General features: G+C 57.4%; 21 protein-coding genes. 15 read left to right on the top strand and 6 right to left on the bottom strand.

The features are described 5' to 3' along the window. Positions 1-57 precede the first annotated feature (57 nt). Positions 58-723 (bottom strand): 7-cyano-7-deazaguanine/7-aminomethyl-7-deazaguanine transporter, encoded by a 666-nt coding sequence (locus DD597_RS21760; protein ID WP_003861274.1) that lies wholly within the window; start codon positions 721-723, stop codon positions 58-60. A gap of 169 nt (positions 724-892) precedes the next feature. Between DD597_RS21760 and tusA the strand changes: the two genes are divergently transcribed. From tusA to DD597_RS21740, 4 genes are all read left to right on the top strand, one after another. Then, positions 893-1135: a sulfurtransferase TusA gene (tusA, locus tag DD597_RS21755; RefSeq protein WP_000130627.1), complete on the top strand. Its 243-nt coding sequence runs from the start codon at positions 893-895 to the stop codon at positions 1133-1135. Between the two features lie 234 nt (positions 1136-1369). After that, the gene (locus DD597_RS21750) at positions 1370-2341 is read left to right on the top strand and encodes a TRAP transporter substrate-binding protein (RefSeq protein ID WP_023323840.1); all 972 of its coding nucleotides are present in this window, start codon (positions 1370-1372) and stop codon (positions 2339-2341) included. 12 nt (positions 2342-2353) lie between these two features. Beyond that, positions 2354-2863, top strand: coding sequence for a TRAP transporter small permease (locus DD597_RS21745; protein ID WP_003861278.1), 510 nt, complete (start codon positions 2354-2356; stop codon positions 2861-2863). A gap of 10 nt (positions 2864-2873) precedes the next feature. Next, positions 2874-4160, top strand: a complete 1287-nt coding sequence (locus DD597_RS21740) for a TRAP transporter large permease (protein ID WP_003861280.1) — start codon at positions 2874-2876, stop codon at positions 4158-4160. A gap of 89 nt (positions 4161-4249) precedes the next feature. Here DD597_RS21740 and zntA read toward each other — a convergent pair whose 3' ends face one another. Further along, the gene (zntA, locus tag DD597_RS21735) at positions 4250-6421 is read right to left on the bottom strand and encodes a Zn(II)/Cd(II)/Pb(II) translocating P-type ATPase ZntA (RefSeq protein WP_129256576.1); all 2172 of its coding nucleotides are present in this window, start codon (positions 6419-6421) and stop codon (positions 4250-4252) included. 76 nt (positions 6422-6497) lie between these two features. Next, positions 6498-7124: a lysoplasmalogenase gene (locus tag DD597_RS21730; RefSeq protein WP_003861515.1), complete on the bottom strand. Its 627-nt coding sequence runs from the start codon at positions 7122-7124 to the stop codon at positions 6498-6500. 129 nt (positions 7125-7253) lie between these two features. On the opposite strand from DD597_RS21730, the gene DD597_RS21725 reads away from it, so the two are divergent. Continuing rightward, positions 7254-7610 (top strand): DUF2500 domain-containing protein, encoded by a 357-nt coding sequence (locus DD597_RS21725; protein ID WP_048244994.1) that lies wholly within the window; start codon positions 7254-7256, stop codon positions 7608-7610. Positions 7611-7670: 60 nt separating this feature from the next. Here the strand turns inward: DD597_RS21725 and DD597_RS21720 are convergent, their stop codons facing one another. Together DD597_RS21720 and rsmD are read right to left on the bottom strand one after the other, a co-directional pair. Then, positions 7671-7952 (bottom strand): DUF1145 family protein, encoded by a 282-nt coding sequence (locus DD597_RS21720; RefSeq protein WP_022649670.1) that lies wholly within the window; start codon positions 7950-7952, stop codon positions 7671-7673. Then, positions 7936-8538, bottom strand: a complete 603-nt coding sequence (gene rsmD / locus DD597_RS21715; RefSeq protein WP_003861523.1) for a 16S rRNA (guanine(966)-N(2))-methyltransferase — start codon at positions 8536-8538, stop codon at positions 7936-7938. Before rsmD ends, DD597_RS21720 begins: the two co-directional genes overlap by 17 nt. Before the next feature lie 127 nt (positions 8539-8665). On the opposite strand from rsmD, the gene ftsY reads away from it, so the two are divergent. The 6 genes from ftsY to livJ all read left to right on the top strand — a co-directional run bounded on the left by ftsY (position 8666) and on the right by livJ (position 15650). Beyond that, the gene (gene ftsY / locus DD597_RS21710; protein WP_022651969.1) at positions 8666-10126 is read left to right on the top strand and encodes a signal recognition particle-docking protein FtsY; all 1461 of its coding nucleotides are present in this window, start codon (positions 8666-8668) and stop codon (positions 10124-10126) included. 2 nt (positions 10127-10128) lie between these two features. After that, the gene (gene ftsE / locus DD597_RS21705; protein ID WP_003861525.1) at positions 10129-10800 is read left to right on the top strand and encodes a cell division ATP-binding protein FtsE; all 672 of its coding nucleotides are present in this window, start codon (positions 10129-10131) and stop codon (positions 10798-10800) included. Further along, the gene (ftsX, locus tag DD597_RS21700) at positions 10787-11842 is read left to right on the top strand and encodes a permease-like cell division protein FtsX (RefSeq protein ID WP_045333887.1); all 1056 of its coding nucleotides are present in this window, start codon (positions 10787-10789) and stop codon (positions 11840-11842) included. Before ftsE ends, ftsX begins: the two co-directional genes overlap by 14 nt. 250 nt (positions 11843-12092) lie before the next feature. Continuing rightward, a complete protein-coding gene (gene rpoH, locus DD597_RS21695) occupies positions 12093-12950 on the top strand; it encodes an RNA polymerase sigma factor RpoH (protein ID WP_000159624.1) in 858 nt (285 codons plus the stop codon). A gap of 136 nt (positions 12951-13086) precedes the next feature. Beyond that, positions 13087-14352 (top strand): 4-aminobutyrate--2-oxoglutarate transaminase, encoded by a 1266-nt coding sequence (locus tag DD597_RS21690; RefSeq protein ID WP_129256575.1) that lies wholly within the window; start codon positions 13087-13089, stop codon positions 14350-14352. Positions 14353-14549: 197 nt separating this feature from the next. Next, complete coding sequence (gene livJ, locus DD597_RS21685) at positions 14550-15650, top strand: branched chain amino acid ABC transporter substrate-binding protein LivJ (protein ID WP_003861530.1); 1101 nt, start codon at positions 14550-14552, stop codon at positions 15648-15650. A gap of 117 nt (positions 15651-15767) precedes the next feature. Here livJ and panM read toward each other — a convergent pair whose 3' ends face one another. After that, positions 15768-16151, bottom strand: coding sequence for an aspartate 1-decarboxylase autocleavage activator PanM (gene panM, locus DD597_RS21680; protein WP_023314973.1), 384 nt, complete (start codon positions 16149-16151; stop codon positions 15768-15770). Between the two features lie 424 nt (positions 16152-16575). Between panM and livK the strand changes: the two genes are divergently transcribed. From livK to livG, 4 genes are read left to right on the top strand one after another with little or no spacing between them, the layout of a single operon-like run. Then, positions 16576-17685, top strand: coding sequence for a high-affinity branched-chain amino acid ABC transporter substrate-binding protein LivK (gene livK, locus DD597_RS21670; protein ID WP_048209896.1), 1110 nt, complete (start codon positions 16576-16578; stop codon positions 17683-17685). 46 nt (positions 17686-17731) lie between these two features. Continuing rightward, a complete protein-coding gene (gene livH / locus DD597_RS21665; RefSeq protein ID WP_023323835.1) occupies positions 17732-18658 on the top strand; it encodes a high-affinity branched-chain amino acid ABC transporter permease LivH in 927 nt (308 codons plus the stop codon). After that, positions 18655-19932: a high-affinity branched-chain amino acid ABC transporter permease LivM gene (locus DD597_RS21660; protein WP_003861542.1), complete on the top strand. Its 1278-nt coding sequence runs from the start codon at positions 18655-18657 to the stop codon at positions 19930-19932. The genes livH and DD597_RS21660 overlap by 4 nt, the downstream gene beginning before the upstream one ends. Then, on the top strand, positions 19929-20693 hold the full coding sequence (gene livG / locus DD597_RS21655; protein WP_003861544.1) for a high-affinity branched-chain amino acid ABC transporter ATP-binding protein LivG: 765 nt from the start codon (positions 19929-19931) through the stop codon (positions 20691-20693). The genes DD597_RS21660 and livG overlap by 4 nt, the downstream gene beginning before the upstream one ends. The last annotated feature ends 1 nt before the right edge of the window (position 20694 follow it).

Below are 20694 nucleotides of genomic sequence, written 5' to 3'. Positions count from 1 at the left end.
GATAAACGGCCATAACGGCTCATTCGTTCATCTTATCACAACTGATAAAGCGAACCCTTAACCTGCCTGCAATGCGGAGATTTCAGATTTATCTGCCAGCCTTTTCAGCAGCATATTCAACAGTACGCCGTACATCGGCAGGAAGAAGACCAGGCTAATAAGCACCTTAAAGGCGTAGTCCACCAGAGCGATTTCCATCCAGTGTTCTGCCATGAAGGCGTCCGGGCTGCGCCAGAAGGCGATGAAGAAGAAGGCCAGCGTATCGCTCACGTTACCGAACAGCGTGGAGGCCGTTGGCGCCATCCACCAGCGATGGTTTTGACGCAGGCGGTTAAACACGTGGACATCGAGGATCTGCCCCAGGGCGTAGGCCATAAAGCTGGCGGTGGCAATACGCGCGACGAAGAGGTTGAAGTGCGTCAGCGCTTCGAAGCCCTGCCAGCTTCCCATGTAAAACAGCGAGGAGATGGCGTAGGAGACAAACAGTGCCGGGATCATCACCGCAAAAATAATCCGCCGCGCCAGCGGTGCGCCAAAAATACGCACGGTTAAATCCGTCGCAAGGAAAATAAACGGGAAACTGAACGCGCCCCAGGTGGTATGGAAACCAAAAATGGAGATGGGAAGCTGTACCAGATAGTTACTGGAGATGATCACCAGCAGATGAAATAGCGAAAGCCAGAACAACGCCTTGACGCGCTGCGATTGTGTAAAGGAGTTCATATTGTACCTTTTTGATTAATATTTGGGGTGAGGGAACCCAATAAAGCCGCCGCATGATACTGCTTTGACGACACTTTGCAATGGCTAATTTTCACGCAATCGTTAACCTGGTTTGCATTGGCGATAGCGGGGCGTAAACTACAGCCGTTTTTACCTGAACGAGAAGAAAATGACCGACCTGTTTTCCAGCCCAGACCACACGCTTGATGCTCAGGGCCTCCGTTGCCCGGAGCCGGTAATGATGGTGCGTAAAACCGTCCGTAACATGCAGAGTGGCGAAACGCTGCTGATCGTCGCCGATGACCCGGCTACCACCCGTGATATCCCCGGCTTTTGTACCTTTATGGAACATGAACTGGTGGCGCAGCAAACCGAGACCTTGCCGTACCGGTATTTGATTCGTAAGGGGTAAGTGCGGCCTGACGCCCGGCGGCGCTTCGCTTGCACGGGCCTACGGGTGTAGTAGGTCGGGTAAGGCGCAGTCGCCACCCGACAAGTACTCATCACAATTTCGAACCATCGTTTCAAAATTTCGCGCTTTTTGTGAGGCGCTTCACCCTCCCTTTTCCAGCCGTAGTCTAATTTTTAAGCGTCAAAAATTAAAACATCGTTTTAACGCTTATCTCACTACCCTGGAGTTGACTTAATGAAAACGACCCTCAAGCCGTTACTGGCCGCGCTGTGTCTGACTGCTTTCGCCTGCACCGTTTCTGCCCAGACCATTAAAGCCGCCGATGTGCATCCCGAAGGCTACCCGAACGTGGTGGCGGTCCAGCACATGGGTGAAAAACTCAAACAACAAACCGATGGCAAGCTGGAGATTAAGGTCTTCCCCGGCGGCGTGCTGGGGGATGAAAAGCAGATGATTGAGCAGGCGCAGATGGGGGCGATCGACATGATCCGCGTCTCCATGGCGCCGGTGGCCGCCATCCTGCCGGATATCGAAGTGTTTACCCTGCCCTACGTATTCCGCGATGAAGACCACATGCACAAGGTGATTGACGGGGATATCGGCAAGCAGATCGGCGACAAACTCACCGCCAACCCGAAATCGCGTCTGGTCTTCCTTGGCTGGATGGATTCCGGCACCCGCAACCTGATCACCAAAGAGCCGATCGTCAAACCGGACGATCTGAAAGGGAAGAAAATCCGCGTGCAGGGCAGCCCGGTGGCGCTGGCCACGCTGAAAGCGATGGGGGCGAACTCGGTGGCGATGGGCGTCAGCGAGGTTTACAGCGGCATGCAGACCGGGGTGATCGACGGCGCGGAGAACAACCCGCCAACCTTTATCGCCCACAACTATATGCCGGTCGCCAAAAACTACACGCTGAGCGGCCACTTCATCACCCCGGAAATGCTGCTCTACTCCAAAGTGAAATGGGACAAGCTCAGCGCTGACGAACAGCAAAAGATCCTGACGCTGGCCCGCGAAGCGCAGTTCGAGCAGCGCAAGCTGTGGAATGCGTATAACGACCAGGCGCTGGCGAAAATGAAGGCCGGCGGCGTGCAGTTCCACGACATCGATAAAACGGTGTTTATCAAGGCGACAGAGCCGGTGCGCGCGCAGTATGGCGATAAGCATCAGGATCTGATGAAAGCCATCGCTGACGTTCAGTAAGCCGGAGTACGTATGTCCGAACTCTACCTGAAGTGGATGGACCGTCTGTACCTGCTCGCCATGGTGGTGGCGGGTCTCTCGCTACTGGTGATGACGATTGTGATCCCCATTGGCATCTTCTCTCGCTATGTGCTCAATCGCGGCGAATCCTGGCCGGAGCCGATCGCCATTATCTGCATGGTGACGTTTACCTTTATCGGCGCGGCGGTGAGCTATCGCGCCGGGTCGCATATCGCGGTCAACATGCTCACCGACCGCCTGCCCGCGTCGCTGCAAAGAGTATGCGCGCGAGTGGTGGATCTGCTGATGCTGCTCATCTCCGGCCTGATGTGCTGGTACAGCTACTGGCTGTGCGTCGAGCTGTGGGAGCAGCCGGTGGCGGAGTTTCCGCTCCTGACCTCCGGCGAAAGCTATCTGCCGCTGCCTGTCGGGTCGGCCATTTTGATCCTGTTTGTGCTTGAACGCCTGCTGTTTGGCTCGCAGGAAAACCGTCCCGTCGTGCTGATCGGCAATCACAGTTAAGGGGTGAACAATGGATGCGTTTGTTTTGTTATTCACCCTCGCCATTTTGCTGGCGCTGGGGATGCCGGTGGCCTTCGCCGTCGGCTTAAGCGCCGTGGCGGGCGCGCTGTGGATTGACCTGCCGCTGGAGGCGCTGATGATCCAGATCACCAGTGGAGTGAATAAATTTACCCTGCTGGCGATCCCGTTCTTCATTCTTGCCGGGGCGATCATGGCGGAAGGGGGTATTGCCCGACGGCTGGTTAACTTCGCGTACGTTTTTGTCGGCTTTATTCGCGGCGGGCTGTCGCTGGTGAACATCGTGGCATCAACGTTCTTCGGCGCGATTTCCGGCTCGTCGGTGGCGGATACGGCGTCTATCGGCAGCGTGATGATCCCGGAGATGGAGAAGAAGGGCTATCCGCGCGAATACGCGGCGGCGGTGACGGCCAGCGGGTCGGTGCAGGCGATCCTGATCCCGCCCAGCCACAACTCGGTGATTTACTCCCTGGCGGCAGGGGGAACGGTTTCCATCGCCACGCTGTTTATCGCGGGCGTGCTGCCGGGCCTGCTGCTGGGCGTGAGCCTGATGGTGCTCTGCCTGTGCTTCGCCCGCAAGCGCGGCTATCCGAAGGGGGACAAAATCCCGTTCAGGCAGGCGCTGAAAATCATGCTCGATGCCCTGTGGGGGCTGATGACGGTGGTGATTATCCTCGGCGGGATCTTGTCCGGGATATTCACGGCGACCGAATCTGCCGCCGTGGCCTGCCTGTGGGCGTTTTTCGTCACTATGTTTATCTACCGCGACTATAAATGGAGCGAACTGCCGAAGCTGATGTGCCGCACGGTGAAAACCGTCACCATCGTGATGATTTTGATTGGCTTTGCCGCGGCGTTTGGCGCGGTAATGACCTACATGCAGCTGCCGATGCGCATCACCGAATTCTTCACGTCGCTCTCCGATAACAAATACGTGATCCTGATGTACCTCAATATCATGCTGCTGCTGATTGGCACGCTGATGGACATGGCGCCGATCATCCTGATCCTGACCCCGGTGCTGCTGCCGGTGACCAACTCGCTGGGGATCGACCCGGTGCATTTCGGGATGATCATGATGGTGAACCTGGGGATTGGGCTGATCACGCCGCCGGTCGGATCGGTGCTGTTTGTGGCGAGCGCGGTGAGTAAGCAGAAGATCGAGCACGTGGTGCGGGCGATGCTGCCGTTTTACGGTATGTTGCTGGTGGTGCTGGGGATGGTGACGTACATCCCGGCGATTTCATTGTGGTTGCCGGGGCTGCTAGGGATGCAGTGATGCGTGCGGCCTGATGCCCTCACCCCGGCCCTCTCCCGCGGGGAGAGGGGGCAAACACGAGAAACGGCAACCCGGTTGCCGTTTCACTTTTACCTTTGGCGCAACAGCCGCAACGCGTTCGCCGTAACCAGCACCGTCGCCCCCGTATCCGCCAGTACCGCCAGCCACAGTCCGGTCATGCCGAGCAGCGTGGTGACCAGGAAAATCCCCTTCAGACCCAGCGCAATGCCGATGTTCTGCCGAATATTGGCCCGCGTCGCCCGCGCAAGATCTATCATCTGCGCCAGCCCGGTCAGGCGGTTGTGCGTCAGCGCCGCGTCGGCGGTCTCCAGCGCCACGTCGGTGCCGCTGCCCATCGCAATGCCGATGGTGGAAGCTTTCATTGCCGGGGCATCGTTTATCCCGTCCCCGACCATCGCCAGCGGGGCGTTGCTGTTCAGCTCGGTTACCGCGCTGACTTTATCCGCAGGCAGCAATCCGGCCTTAAACGCCAGCCCCAGCTCACCGGCAATCGCCGCCGCCGCGCGCGGATTATCGCCGGTCAGGATCACACCCTGTACTCCCAGCCTGTGCAGCGCGTCGACGGCGTCTTTCGCATCGTCGCGCAGGGTGTCGCGCAGCGCCAGCATGCCCATCAGTACACCGTCCTGCATCACGGCAACGACCGTCTGCCCGGCCTGCTCTAATGCCTCAACCTGTGGATTCGGGAACGCGCCTGCCGAGGCGATCAACACTTTTTTGCCTTCGACCACAGCTTCAATCCCTGACCCGACCAGCGCTCGCTGGGCGGTTGCCGGAGGGATGTTCAGCCCGCGCGACTGCGCTTCTCGCACAATCGCCTGCGCCAGCGGGTGAGTGGAGCCCTGCTCCACGGCAGCGGCCAGCGTCAGCAGGGCGTCTTCACTGATGTCCTGCGGATACACGCCGGTCACCTGCGGCTTGCCGACGGTCAGCGTGCCGGTTTTATCGAAGGCGATGTGCTGAACCTGGCTCAGCTGTTCCAGCGCCGCGCCGCCCTTAATCAGCGCCCCGCGACGTGCCGCCGCCGCCAGCCCTGAGGTAATCGCCGCCGGGGTGGAGATCACCAGCGCACACGGACAGCCGATCAGCAGCAGCGTCAGCCCTTTGTAAATCCAGCCCTCCCACGGCGCGCCGAAGCACAGCGGCGGGACGACGGTGACCAGCAGCGCCACCAGCATGATGGCGGGGGTGTAAATCCGGCTGAAGCGATCGATAAAGCGTTCTACCGGCGCGCGGCGCTCCTCGGCCTCTTCAATCAGCCTGAGGATGCGGTCGATGGCGCTGTCGCCCGGTTCGGAAAGGACCGTCAACTGCACCAGTCGGTCGACGCTGGTGGCGCCCGCAGGCACCTTTTCACCCGCCGCGCGCGCTACCGGGATGGATTCTCCGGTCAGGGCACTTTCGTCAAAACTTGCGGTGGCAGTAACGAGGGCCCCATCGGCTGGCAGGCGTCCGCCTGCGGGCACTTCAATCACGTCGCCCGGGCGCAGGGTGTTGATGGCGACCGTTTCACGCTGACCATCAATAACCCGCGTGGCGGTTTCCGGCTTCAGCGCCATCAGCGCGCTCACCCCTTTACGCGCCCGGCTCGCCGCCCAGCCCTCAAGGCGTTCGCCAATTAAGAACAGCAGCAGCACCATCGCCGCTTCCGCCGTCGCGCCAATAAACAGCGCCCCGATAGCCGCCACGCTCATCAGCGTTTCGATGGCAAACCAGCTGCCGCTTCTCATCAGACGCAGCGCCTGACGCGCAATCGGGAACAGGCCAACCAGCGTGGTGGCGATAAACGCCAGGTTGCCGAATGGGTGGTTGATCTGCTCCAGCCCCCAGCTCAGGGCCATCATGATGATGAGGGTGATAAGGGGCAGATTTTCTTTTAGCGGGGACGTTTTTTCTGCGGGCGCCGTTTCGCTGCGCAGGGTATAACCCGCTTTGCTGACGGCGGCTTCAACCTGTCTGCTGACGTCGTTTTCGGCGCTGACCAGCAGCTTTTCGGTAGCGAACAGCACCTGAACGTGATTCACGCCTGGCACCTGCTTCACCGCATTTTCCACTTTGCGGGCGCAGGCCGCGCAGTCCATGCCGTTGACCACCCAACTGTAGCGGTTGCCGCTTTCAGGCAGCGCTTCGGTCTGGGTTTCGCACGCGCCCTCGCAGCAGCAGTCCTCTTTTGGCGGAACCGGGCTGAGCTTAAGTGCCGAGAATTGGGGAACTTTTTTAGGTGTTTCTGGAGTCGACATGGCAGTCTCCGGTAATGATAATTTTCTCATTAACCGCAGCATACACTCTGGAGTCGACTCCAGAGTCAAGCGTTATTTAGATATACAGCGAACGCACAATCAGGAAGTGTCCGGCAAAGTAACAGGCGGCGGAAATCGCATTATCCGCACGGAAGCGGCGACGATAGTGGCTGCCCAGCCAGACGATATTACCCAACAGCAACAGTGCGGCACCGAAGAACGCAGACATTGCAGGCGCCGTCGGACGGAAGAACCACAGCTCGCCCGCCAGCCACACCATCACCAGCGTCATAGCGATAAACGTACAGACCGGCAGACGCATCTCTTCCAGACGCGACCAGATCACCGCGATCAGCAGGGCGCCAATCACCAGCAGCACCAGCGGCAGCGGCCAGAAGAAGGAGAGCGTCATCTGGCTGGCAAAGTAGATGGTATAGAGCAGATGTGACAGGAAGAACGCCCCCACGGCGTACAGCAGGCGCTGACGCGGCAGCAAGGTTAAGGCATCGCCAATCAGGGAAGCACACAGCCCCGCGAGGACAAGATAGCTAACGGCGTTAAACATCGGGGCCTGCCAGGCAAGCAACAGCAGGAGTAATAGCGTGACGGGTTTAAATAACCAGCGCTGCCAGGCTGGGCCACGGTAGGACGCATCGACGTAAAGCCATGCGGAAAAACAGACAGCGATAAATGACCAAAGCATATTAACTCCCTGTAACTGTTGAGGCTGAATGATCAGTTCCTGATCCAGTGTAGTGACGCGAGCGGTCGTTTGGCAATGCCGGGGCAGGCGAGGTATCCTGAATTCCGCATAATCTGATGGGATTTTTCAATGAGCAAGATGCCGCTGTTTTTCATTATCGTGGTGGCGATTATCGTCATTGCCGCCTCGTTCCGCTTCGTGCAGCAGCGCCGCGAGAAGGCGGATAACGATGCCGCGCCGCTGATGCAAAAGCGCGTGGTGGTGACGAACAAGCGCGAGAAACCGCTTAATGACCGCCGATCCCGCCAGCAGCAGGTGACGCCTGCGGGCACAACAATGCGTTATGAAGCGAGCTTTAAGCCGGAAACCGACGGGCTGGAGATGACCTTCCGCCTGGAGGCGCAGCAGTACCATCAGCTGACGGTGGGAGAGAAAGGCACGTTGAGCTATAAAGGGTCGCGTTTTGTAGGTTTTAGGGCTGAATAATGCGCGATCGGTCCCCTCTCCCAGTGGGAGAGGGTTAGGGTGAGGGCATCACACCGCACCTTACTTCTTCACCTGCGCCTTAAACTTCTTCATCCACACCAGCAGCTCAAATACGCCGAAAATAAACACCCGCAGCTGCTGCCAGCCGGTCATCGGTGGGCTATCTTTCGGCAGTCCGTTTTTCAGCATCACCATCTGTAAGGCATGCATGAACGCGGTAAAAATCAGCGCCACGTTAATGAAGATATTCAGCGGACGCGGGAACGGGTGCACCAGATTCAAAATCAAAAATGCCCAGACGCCCAGCATCAGCAAGCGCCCTACGTTAATCAGTACTGGCATCGGATCCTCCTTGTGCCTGACGGTGATACAGACGATAAGCCACCTGGCCGGCGACCTTCTCGCGGTGCAGATCCCAGTGAACGGGAACGGGCGGCAGACCATTTTCCACTTCGCTTTCAACGTAAATCAGCGCGTCATCCGCCAGCCAACCATTTTGCTCCAGCAGGGATAGCGTCTCTTCCAGCAGCCCTTTACGGAACGGCGGGTCAACAAACACCACGTTGTACGGCGTCCCCTGTTGGGCGAGGAAGCTCAGCGTGTTGGTATTCACCACTTTGGCGTTGGTTGCCTTCAGCGTAGCCAAATTTTGCTGCAACGTCTGCGCGACGCCGCGCTCCATCTCCAGCAGCGTGGCGCTGGCAGCATAGCGCGACAGCGCTTCCAGCCCTAATGCACCGCTTCCGGCGAAGCAGTCCAGGCAGTTGGCGTCTACCATAGACGGGGCGAGCCAGTTAAACAGCGTCTCGCGAACGCGGTCCGTGGTGGGGCGTAAACCGGGGCTGTCCGGCACCGGTAATTTCCGGCCTCGCCACTGACCGCCGATAATGCGAATTTGACCGGCCGGGGCGCGGGTGGGTTTCTTCATCTCAGGAAAGCTCTGTTAACCATTGCCCTGCGATTGCGGGCGGTGATGTCAATTAAGTAAAGTGTTAGACTATTTCATCATTTTTTTAGCTTCCCTGTATATAGCGCCGCGAGGAGTGTAGTCGCAGATGGCAAAACAAAAAAAACGTGGCTTCTTTTCCTGGTTGGGTTTCGGTGAAAAAGAGCAAGAAACAGAACAGAAAACCGAAGAACAGCAGGTTGTAGAAGAGCAGTCACAGCCTGAAACGCCTGTCGAAACCGCTGCGGTTGTCGAAGCGGAAGAGCCAGCCCACAGTAAAGAAGAGATTGAATCCTTTGCTGAAGAGGTGGTTGAGGTCACTGAGCAGGTTCAGGAGAGCGAGAAGCCAGAGCCGGTTATCGTAGAAACCCTTACCGAAGCGCCGCAGGCCGCTATCGAACACGAAGCGCTGCCGCTGCCCGAAGAGGTTAAAGCTGAAGAGGTTTCTGCCGAAGAGTGGCTGGCCGAAGCGGAAACCGTTGAAATTGTTGAGGCGGTGGAAGAAGAAGCGGTCCTTGAGCCAGAGCTGACCGACGAAGAGCTGGAAGCCCAGGCGCTGGCGGCGGAAGCGGCTGAAGAAGCGGTCATCGTCGTACCGGTGGAAGAGCAGGCCGAAGAAGAGATCGTTCAGGAGCAGGAAAAACCGACAAAAGAAGGTTTCTTCGCGCGCCTGAAGCGCAGCCTGCTCAAAACCAAAGAAAACTTAGGTTCCGGATTTATCAGTCTGTTCCGCGGCAAAAAGATCGACGACGATCTGTTTGAGGAGCTGGAAGAGCAGTTGCTGATTGCGGACGTGGGCGTGGAAACTACCCGTAAGATCATCGCCAACCTGACCGAAGGGGCGAGCCGCAAACAGCTGCGCGACGCCGAGGCGCTGTACGGCCTGCTGAAAGACGAGATGGGTGAAATTCTCGCAAAAGTTGACGAACCGCTTAATATTGAAGGCAAAATGCCGTTTGTTATCCTGATGGTTGGCGTCAACGGCGTGGGTAAAACCACCACCATCGGCAAGCTGGCGCGCCAGTTTGAGCAGCAGGGCAAATCGGTGATGCTGGCGGCGGGCGATACCTTCCGTGCGGCAGCGGTGGAACAGCTCCAGGTGTGGGGCCAGCGCAACAATATTCCGGTCATTGCTCAGCACACCGGCGCGGATTCCGCGTCCGTGATTTTCGATGCCATCCAGGCGGCGAAGTCGCGTAACGTGGACGTGCTGATTGCGGATACCGCGGGGCGTTTGCAGAACAAATCGCACCTGATGGAAGAGCTGAAGAAAATCGTTCGCGTCATGAAGAAGCTGGACGAAGATGCACCGCATGAAATTATGCTGACTATCGACGCCAGCACCGGACAGAACGCCATCAGCCAGGCGAAGCTGTTCCATGAAGCGGTAGGACTGACCGGGATCACGCTGACCAAGCTGGACGGCACCGCGAAAGGCGGGGTGATCTTCTCCGTGGCCGACCAGTTCGGCATTCCTATCCGTTACATCGGTGTGGGCGAGCGTATTGAGGATTTACGTCCGTTTAAAGCGGACGACTTTATTGAGGCACTATTTGCCCGAGAGGACTAACAATGATTCGCTTTGAACACGTCAGCAAGGCCTATCTCGGCGGGAGACAAGCGCTACAGGGGGTGACATTCCACCTCCAGCCAGGCGAGATGGCATTCCTGACCGGCCATTCCGGCGCGGGGAAAAGTACCCTGCTCAAGCTGATCTGTGGGATCGAGCGGCCAAGCGCCGGGAAAATCTGGTTCAGCGGCCATGAAATTAGCCGTCTTAAGAACCGTGAAGTGCCGTTCCTGCGTCGTCAGATTGGCATGATTTTCCAGGATCACCACCTGCTGATGGATCGCACGGTTTTCGATAACGTCGCGATCCCGCTGATTATTGCCGGCGCCAGTTACGATGATATCCGCCGTCGCGTTTCGGCGGCGCTGGATAAGGTCGGGCTGCTGGACAAAGCGAAGAACTTCCCGATCCAGCTCTCCGGCGGTGAGCAGCAGCGCGTGGGTATCGCCCGTGCGGTGGTGAACAAGCCTGCCGTTTTGCTGGCGGATGAACCGACCGGTAACCTGGACGATGCCCTCTCTGAAGGGATCCTGCGTCTGTTTGAGGAATTTAACCGCGTGGGGGTCACGGTACTGATGGCGACGCACGACATGGGGCTGATCTCCCGCCGTTCGTACCGTATGCTGACCCTGAGCGATGGGCATTTGCACGGAGGCCACGGTGAACAAGCGTGATGCAATGAACCAGATTCGGCAGTTCAGCAACCGGTTTGACCGTTTCCGCAAGCCTCAGGGCGGCGGGGACGGCAATCGCAATGCGCCTAAGCGTGCCAAAGCGGCACCGAAACCGAACTCCCGCAAAACCAACGTCTTTAACGAGCAGGTGCGGTATGCCTTCCAGGGCGCGTTGCAGGATCTGAAAAGCAAACCGCTGGCGACGTTCCTGACGGTGATGGTGATTGCCATCTCCCTGACGCTGCCCAGCGTCTGCTACATGGTTTACAAAAACGTAAACCAGGCGGCGTCCCAGTACTATCCGTCGCCGCAGATCACCGTTTATCTGGATAAAGCCCTCGACGATAACGCGGCGGCTCAGGTAGTGGGGCAGATTCAGGCCGAACAGGGCGTGGAGAAGGTGAACTACCTTTCCCGCGATGAAGCGCTGGGCGAATTCCGCAACTGGTCCGGGTTCGGCGGCGCGCTGGATATGCTTGAAGAGAACCCGCTGCCCGCCGTTGCGGTGGTGATCCCGAAACTCGATTTCCAGGGCACGGATTCGCTCAACACCCTGCGCGACCGCATTACCCGCATCAACGGGATTGATGAAGTGCGCATGGACGACAGCTGGTTTGCCCGTCTTGCCGCCCTGACCGGGCTGGTAGGACGCGTGTCGGCGATGATCGGCGTGCTGATGGTGGCGGCGGTGTTCCTCGTCATTGGTAACAGCGTGCGCCTGAGCATCTTCGCCCGCCGCGATACCATCAACGTGCAGAAACTGATTGGCGCAACGGATGGTTTCATCCTTCGCCCGTTCCTTTACGGCGGCGCGTTATTAGGTTTTTCTGGTGCATTTCTTTCATTGATTTTGTCAGAAATTTTGGTGATGCGGCTGTCGTCTGCCGTCACCGAGGTGGCGCAGGTTTTCGGAACTAAGTTTGATATCAGTGGTTTAGGTTTCGATGAGTGCCTGCTGTTGCTGCTGGTGTGCTCCATGATCGGCTGGATTGCCGCATGGCTGGCAACGGTTCAACATTTACGCCACTTTACTCCCGACTAATAAAAGCGTGATATAATCTTTCCCTGCACCGAGATGTTCGCTTGCAGGGAAAGCGTCCCTGTTGTCTCTTCCCCTGTAATCATCTTCATGTCACATTTTGTGCGTAATTTATTCACTGTTGCACCTGGAACTTGTGGATAAAATCACTGTCTGATAAAAGAGTGAATGCTAATCTCGTTGCTCAAACGCTTTGGCATGGTTGTTGCCTGACGGGGACAACCTGGACCAGAAGAAACATTGAGAGGAATGAATGACCAAAGAAATGCAAACTTTAGCTTTAGCCCCTGTTGGTAACCTGGAATCTTACATCCGGGCTGCGAACACCTGGCCGATGTTAACGGCTGAGGAAGAAAAGGAGCTTGCTGAAAAGCTGCATTACCAGGGCGATCTGGAAGCAGCTAAAACGCTGATCCTGTCTCACCTGCGCTTTGTTGTTCACGTTGCTCGTAATTATGCGGGCTACGGCCTGCCGCAGGCGGACCTGATTCAGGAAGGTAACATTGGCCTGATGAAGGCGGTACGTCGCTTCAACCCGGAAGTGGGCGTGCGACTGGTCTCCTTCGCCGTGCACTGGATCAAAGCGGAAATTCACGAATACGTCTTGCGTAACTGGCGTATTGTGAAAGTCGCCACGACGAAAGCGCAGCGCAAACTGTTCTTCAACCTGCGTAAAACCAAGCAGCGTCTGGGCTGGTTCAATCAGGATGAAGTGGAAATGGTGGCGCGCGAGCTGGGCGTTTCCAGCAAAGACGTCCGCGAGATGGAATCCCGTATGGCCGCTCAGGACATGACGTTTGATATGTCTGCCGACGATGACGCGTCCGACAGCCAGCCGATGGCCCCGGTTCTGTATCTACAGGATAAAACCTCTAACTTTGCTGACGGCATTGAAGAGGATAACTGGGAAGACCAGGCGGCGAACAAGCTGACCTTCGCGATGGAAGGCCTAGACGAGCGTAGCCAGGATATCATCCGTGCCCGCTGGCTGGACGAAGATAACAAGTCCACGTTGCAGGAACTGGCCGACCGCTACGGCGTCTCCGCTGAACGTGTGCGTCAGCTTGAAAAGAACGCCATGAAAAAACTTCGCGCCGCTATCGAAGCGTAATTTTCGCGAAGTACACCGAGAACCCCTGGATGAGAGTCTGGGGGTTTTGTTTTTTTAGCGCCCGCTCTGGCGAATTTCTTCCCCCTGGCAAACACTTACTGATGCGCTAAGCAGGCGACTTTCAGAGGGTGACAGGGTGAAAAATAACGAACTGAACGACCGGCGTTTACAGGCGACGCCGCGCGGTATCGGCGTCATGTGTAACTTCTATGCCGATAAAGCCGAAAACGCCACGGTGTGGGACGTGGAAGGTAACGAGTATATTGATTTTGCCGCCGGGATCGCCGTGCTGAATACCGGGCATCGCCATCCTAAAGTTATCGCCGCCATCGAAAAACAGCTTCACGCCTTTACCCATACCGCTTATCAGATCGTCCCCTATGAAGGTTATGTGGCGCTTGCCGAGCGCATCAACCAGCGCGTACCCATAGAGGGGCCAGCCAAAACCGCCTTTTTCTCAACCGGTGCAGAAGCGGTCGAAAACGCGGTGAAAATTGCCCGCGCGTACACCAGACGTCCCGGCCTTATCACCTTCGGCGGCGCGTTCCATGGCCGTACCTTTATGACCATGGCGCTGACCGGCAAAGTGGCGCCCTATAAGCTCGGCTTCGGCCCGTTCCCTGGCTCGGTGTACCACGCGCAATTCCCTAACAGCTTGCACGGCGTCAGTACCGCCGAAGCGTTAAAAAGCCTGGAGCGCATCTTCAAAGCCGATATCGCGCCCGATCAGGTGGCGGCAATCATTATTGAACCGGTTCAGGGCGAGGGCGGATTCAACGTCGCGCCCGCTGATTTTATGCAGGCGCTGCGTGCCCTGTGCGATACCTACGGGATTTTACTGATTGCCGACGAAGTGCAAACCGGCTTCGCCCGTACCGGCAAGCTGTTCTCCATGGAAAACCACTGCGTGAAGCCCGATCTGATCACTATGGCGAAAAGCCTGGCGGGCGGGATGCCGCTCTCTGCCGTCTCTGGCCGGGCGGAGGTGATGGATGCGCCCGCGCCGGGTGGACTTGGCGGAACCTACGCAGGTAACCCGCTGGCGATTGCGGCGGCCCATGCGGTGCTGGATGTGATTGACGAGGACGATCTCTGCACCCGCGCGGCGCATCTCGGGCATCATCTGGTCGAGGTGCTGAATAAAGCGAAGGATGGCTGTCCGTATATCGCCGATATCCGTGGGCAGGGGTCGATGGTGGCGGTGGAATTTACCGATCCGCAAACCGGACAGCCGTCGCCGGAATTTACCCGTCAGGTTCAGGAGCGCGCGTTGAACGAAGGGCTGCTGCTTTTGAGCTGCGGCGTTTACGGCAACGTTATTCGCTTCCTCTACCCACTCACCATCTCCGAAGCGCAGTTTCGTAAAGCGCTGGATATTATTTCCGCCTCGCTGACACGATAAAGCCAAAAGCCCGGCTGAAATGAAGGCCGGGCTTATCATATTTTCATTTCAAATTAGCTATTCCAAAATCATAAAAATGGGGTATGTTTTAGCAGAGTATGCTGAAAAAGCGCGAACAGCACGCCTATAACTGAAATAAAGCGCTACACAACAACATCACAACAATCGTTATAACCATAATAATGGGGAATCTCAGGATGAACATGAAGGGTAAAGCGTTACTGGCAGGATGTATCGCGTTGGCATTCAGCGCCATGGCGCAGGCCGATATTAAAGTGGCCGTGGTGGGTGCGATGTCCGGTCCGGTAGCACAGTACGGCGACCAGGAATTTACGGGCGCGGAACAGGCGGTTGCAGACATTAATGCTAAGGGCGGCATCAAGGGCGAAAAGCTGCAAATCGTAAAATATGACGATGCCTGTGACCCAAAACAGGCGGTCGCGGTGGCGAACAAAGTGGTAAACGACGGGATCAAATACGTTATTGGTCACCTGTGCTCCTCTTCCACCCAGCCCGCGTCTGACATCTACGAAGACGAAGGCATTCTGATGATCACGCCGGCCGCGACGGCGCCAGAGCTGACCGCGCGCGGCTATAAGCTGATCCTGCGTACCACCGGTCTGGACTCCGATCAGGGGCCAACAGCCGCGAAATACATCGTGGAAAAAGTGAAGCCGCAGCGCATCGCGATTGTTCATGACAAACAGCAGTACGGCGAAGGCCTGGCCCGTGCGGTGCAGGATAACCTGAAAAAAGCGAACGCCAACGTGGTGTTCTTTGACGGTATCACCGCCGGTGAGAAAGACTTCTCGACCCTGGTCGCGCGTCTGAAGAAGGAAAATATCGATTTCGTTTACTACGGCGGCTACCACCCGGAAATGGGGCAGATCCTGCGTCAGGCGCGTGCGGCGGGTCTGAAGACGCAGTTCATGGGGCCAGAAGGTGTCGCGAACGTTTCCCTGTCTAACATCGCGGGTGAATCCGCTGAAGGTCTGCTGGTGACCAAGCCGAAGAACTACGACCAGGTGCCTGCGAACAAACCTGTTGTCGATGCCATCAAGGCGAAGAAACAGGATCCAAGCGGTGCATTCGTCTGGACCACCTACGCAGCGTTGCAGTCTCTGCAAGCGGGCCTGAACCAGTCAGCCGATCCGGCGGAGATTGCCACCTGGCTGAAAGCGAACTCGGTGGAAACCGTGATGGGACCGCTGTCCTGGGATGAGAAGGGCGACCTGAAGGGCTTCGAGTTCGGCGTGTTTGACTGGCATGCCAATGGCACTGCTACTGATGCCAAATAATGCTGGTGCGGGTTGATGCCCTCACCCTAACCCTCTCCCACGGGGAGAGGGGATTACCCGGTTTTCTCCCTCTCCCTTAGGGAGAGGGCCGGGGTGAGGGTATCAGGCCGCACAGATCTAGCGCTTCTCCCACCCGTTCGACTGCGCCGTAAACCCTAACGCCTGCATAAACGCTGCCATCACGCCGCGATCCTCCACGCCCACGTCGGCCATCCACCAGGAGGTTACGCTCGGGTTTTCGCGGATCACCTCTTCAATCAAATACTGCCCGACCCCGCGACGACGGGTCACGTCGCGCACGCGCAGGGAGTCCAGCGCCCCTTCCGTGCCGCTCAGCGTTACGCGGACGGCGGCCAGCAGACGTTCATTAAAACGCGCGGCATAGATGCGGTGGTTTTCATCGACGGCCAGCGATGAAGGGGAATATTCCGGCCAGATCTTGCCCAGGTCGATATGATCCTGGTCGCTAAAGGTCACCAGACGCACGATAGTCAGTTTCATTAGCTGCTTGTCCAAATCAAAAAGAGTAGGGCCAGTGTACTCAATTTATTTGCTCAGGCGCTTTCTCTTTTTCTTCCCATTTACCAGGTGATTAGTTTTTTGACAGCGTAATGCGCAGTTTGAAAACACATGGATCGAAAAATAAGCAGAATTTTAACCTGAAGGGCAGTGATTTATTCGGCGCTTTGTACCGTTATTTTATGCTGCCAACTGCGCTTTTATTTGTTTATCTCCGCCTGATTTCAGAATATTATCTTTGCTTAATCGCCTGAAAAATAGAGATTTTAGTCTGGTTTTTGACAAAAAACTGCGCTAAACCATTAAAGGCACTGGTAAAAATAGCGTTGTTCATTAAAAGTACAGAATGCTTTTTAACCATAATAAAACAAAATATAAACACGACATCACGAATGGGGATTCAGAGATGAAAAGGAACGCGAAGACATTAATCGCGGGGATGGTCGCACTGTCGATCTCGCATGCCGCTATGGCAGACGACATTAAAGTTGCGGTAGTGGGGGCGATGTCCGGCCCTGTTGCCCAGTGGGGTGACATGGAGTTCAACGGCGCGCGTCAGGCCATCAAAGATATCAACGCCAAAGGCGGGATCAAAGGCGACAAGCTGGTGGGCGTGGAGTATGACGACGCCTGTGATCCAAAACAGGCCGTCGCGGTCGCCAACAAAATTGTTAACGACGGTATCCAGTACGTCATAGGGCACCTGTGTTCCTCTTCCACGCAGCCTGCGTCTGATATCTACGAAGACGAAGGCATTCTGATGATCACCCCGGGCGCCACCAACCCGGAACTGACCCAGCGCGGCTACCAGCACATCATGCGTACCGCCGGTCTGGACTCCTCTCAGGGGCCAACCGCCGCCAAATACATCCTCGAAACCGTTAAGCCGCAGCGTATCGCCATCATTCACGATAAGCAGCAGTACGGCGAAGGCCTGGCGCGTTCCGTACAGGACGGCCTGAAAAAAGGCGGGGCAAACATCGTCTTCTTCGACGGCATTACCGCCGGTGAGAAAGACTTCTCCGCGCTGATCGCCCGTCTGCAAAAAGAGAATATCGACTTCGTTTACTACGGCGGCTACTACCCGGAAATGGGGCAGATGCTGCGCCAGGCGCGCGCCACCGGTCTGAAAACCCAGTTCATGGGGCCAGAGGGCGTGGGCAATGCCTCCCTGTCCAACATCGCGGGGGATTCTGCCGAAGGCATGCTGGTGACGATGCCAAAACGCTATGACCAGGATCCGGCGAATAAGACTATCGTGGATGCGCTCAAGGCGCAGAAGAAAGATCCGAGTGGTCCGTACGTCTGGATCACCTACGCGGCCGTACAGTCTCTGGCCACCGCGCTGGACCGTACCGGCAGCAAAGAACCGCTGGATCTGGTGAAAGATTTAAAAGCGCACGGGGCGAACACCGTGATTGGGCCGCTGAACTGGGATGAGAAAGGCGATCTGAAGGGATTTGAATTTGGTGTCTTTAAGTGGCACGCCGACGGTTCGTCCTCGGTCGCCAGATAATCATCCCACCGCCCGGCTCACCGGGCGGGTATAAAAAGGTTTGCATATGTCCGAGCAGTTTCTCTACTTTTTGCAGCAGATGTTTAACGGCGTCACGCTGGGAAGCACCTACGCGCTGATCGCCATCGGCTACACGATGGTTTACGGCATTATCGGCATGATTAACTTCGCCCACGGCGAGGTGTACATGATCGGTAGCTACGTCTCCTTTATGATCATCGCCGCGCTGATGATGATGGGCATCGACAGCAGCTGGCTGCTGGTGGCCGCCGGGTTTGTCGGCGCGATTGTGATCGCCAGCGCCTACGGCTGGAGTATCGAACGGGTAGCCTACCGACCGGTGCGCAGCTCCAAGCGCCTGATCGCGCTGATCTCCGCCATCGGGATGTCCATTTTCCTGCAAAACTACGTCAGCCTGACTGAAGGTTCACGCGACGTGGCGCTGCCAAGCCTGTTTAACGGCCAGTGGATTGTGGGGGCCAGCGAAAACTTCTCCGCCTCTGTCACCACCATGCAGCTGGTAATCTGGGTTGTGACATTTATTGCCATGCTGGCCCTGACCCTGTTCATCCGCTACTCCCGCATGGGACGCGCCTGCCGCGCCTGCGCGGAAGATCTGAAGATGGCGAGCCTGCTCGGGATTAACACCGACCGCGTGATTGCCCTGACCTTCGTGATCGGCGCAGCGATGGCGGCGGTGGCTGGCGTGTTGCTCGGCCAGTTCTACGGCGTAATCAACCCGTACATCGGCTTTATGGCCGGGATGAAAGCCTTCACCGCGGCGGTACTGGGCGGAATCGGCAGCATTCCGGGCGCGATGATCGGTGGTCTGATCCTCGGCGTGGCGGAGTCGCTCTCCTCGGCGTACCTGAGTACGGAGTATAAAGATGTGGTGTCGTTTGCCCTGCTGATTCTGGTTCTGCTGGTGATGCCTACCGGTATTCTGGGCCGTCCGGAGGTAGAGAAAGTATGAAACCGATGCATTTTGCGATGGCGCTGCTCTCTGCCGCCATGTTCTTCGTCCTGGCGGGCGTCTTTATGGGCGTCCAGTTAGGGCTGGACGGCACGAAGCTGGTGGTGGATACCGCCCCCGACATCCGCTGGCAGTGGGTGTTTATCGGCACCGCTGTGGTGTTCCTGTTCCAGCTGCTGCGTCCGCTGTTTCAGAAGACGCTGAAAAACGTCTCCGGGCCGAAATTCGTCCTGCCGGCGATCGACGGTACAACCGTGAAACAGAAGCTGTTCCTTGTGGCGCTGCTGGTGGCTGCCGTGGCGTGGCCGTTTATGGTATCGCGCGGGACGGTGGATATTGCCACCCTGACCATGATCTACGTGATTCTGGGGCTGGGTCTGAACGTGGTGGTGGGGCTGTCTGGCCTGCTGGTGCTGGGCTACGGCGGGTTCTACGCCATCGGCGCGTACACCTTCGCGCTGCTGAACCACTATTACGGCCTCGGCTTCTGGACCTGTCTGCCGCTGGCGGGGCTGGTCTCTGCCGCGGCGGGCTTCCTGCTCGGTTTCCCGGTGCTGCGCCTGCGCGGTGACTACCTGGCGATTGTGACCTTAGGCTTCGGCGAAATCGTCCGTATTCTGCTGCTCAACAATACCGAAGTGACCGGCGGTCCGAACGGCATCAGCCAGATCCCGAAACCGACCTTCTTCGGCCTGGAGTTCAGCCGTACCGCCCGCGAAGGCGGCTGGGATACCTTCAGCAACTTCTTTGGCATCAAATACGATCCGTCCGACCGCGTGATCTGGCTCTATCTGGTGGCGCTGCTACTGGTGGTGATTACGCTGTTTGTGATCAACCGTCTGCTGCGCATGCCGCTGGGCCGCGCGTGGGAAGCGCTGCGCGAAGATGAGATCGCCTGCCGCTCCCTGGGCCTGAACCCGACCCGCATCAAGCTGACCGCATTTACCATCAGCGCCGCGTTTGCCGGTTTCGCCGGAACGCTGTTTGCCGCGCGTCAGGGCTTCGTCAGCCCGGAATCGTTCACCTTTGCCGAATCGGCCTTCGTGCTGGCGATTGTGGTGCTCGGCGGAATGGGCTCGCAGTTCGCCGTGATCCTCGCGGCTATCCTGCTGGTGGTCTCCCGCGAGCTGATGCGCGACTTTAACGAATACAGTATGTTAATGCTGGGTGGTTTGATGGTGCTGATGATGATCTGGCGTCCGCAGGGTCTCCTGCCGATGACCCGTCCACAGTTGAAGCTGAAACGCACACAGGCGAAAGGAGAGCAGGCATGAAGCCTTTATTATCCGTTAACGGCCTGATGATGCGTTTTGGCGGCCTGCTGGCGGTCAACAATGTGAATCTGGATCTGCACAAGAAAGAGATTGTCTCCCTGATTGGCCCGAACGGCGCGGGAAAAACCACGGTCTTCAACTGCCTGACCGGCTTCTACAAGCCGACGGGCGGCACCATCATGCTGCGCGATCAGCATCTTGAAGGGCTGCCGGGCCAGCAGATTGCCCGCATGGGCGTGGTGCGTACCTTCCAGCACGTGCGTCTGTTCCGCGAGATGACGGTGATTGAGAACCTGCTGGTGGCGCAACATCAGCAGCTGAAAACCGGCCTCTTCTCCGGCCTGCTGAAAACCCCGGCCTTCCGCCGCACGCAGGAAGAGGCGCTCGATCGCGCCGCGACCTGGCTCGACCGTATCGGCCTGCTCCAGCACGCCAACCGTCAGGCGAGCAACCTCGCTTACGGGGATCAGCGTCGCCTTGAGATCGTGCGCTGCATGGTGACCCAGCCGGAGATCCTGATGCTCGACGAACCAGCGGCAGGTCTCAATCCGAAAGAGACCAAAGAGCTGGACGAGCTGATTGCCGAGCTGCGCGACCATCACGACACCACCATCCTGCTGATTGAGCATGACATGAAGCTGGTGATGGGCATTTCGGACCGTATCTACGTGGTAAACCAGGGCACGCCGCTGGCAAACGGCACGCCGGAAGAGATCCGCAACAACCCGGACGTGATCCGCGCATACCTTGGTGAGGCATAAG

Origin of the sequence: Enterobacter cloacae complex sp. 677-3DZ2D5B, from assembly GCF_004136695.1 — a bacterium.
GTDB lineage: Bacteria > Pseudomonadota > Gammaproteobacteria > Enterobacterales > Enterobacteriaceae > Enterobacter > Enterobacter hormaechei_C.
The sequence above is the reverse complement of the archived record's forward strand: the minus strand, read 5'-3'. Positions and strand labels throughout refer to the sequence as shown.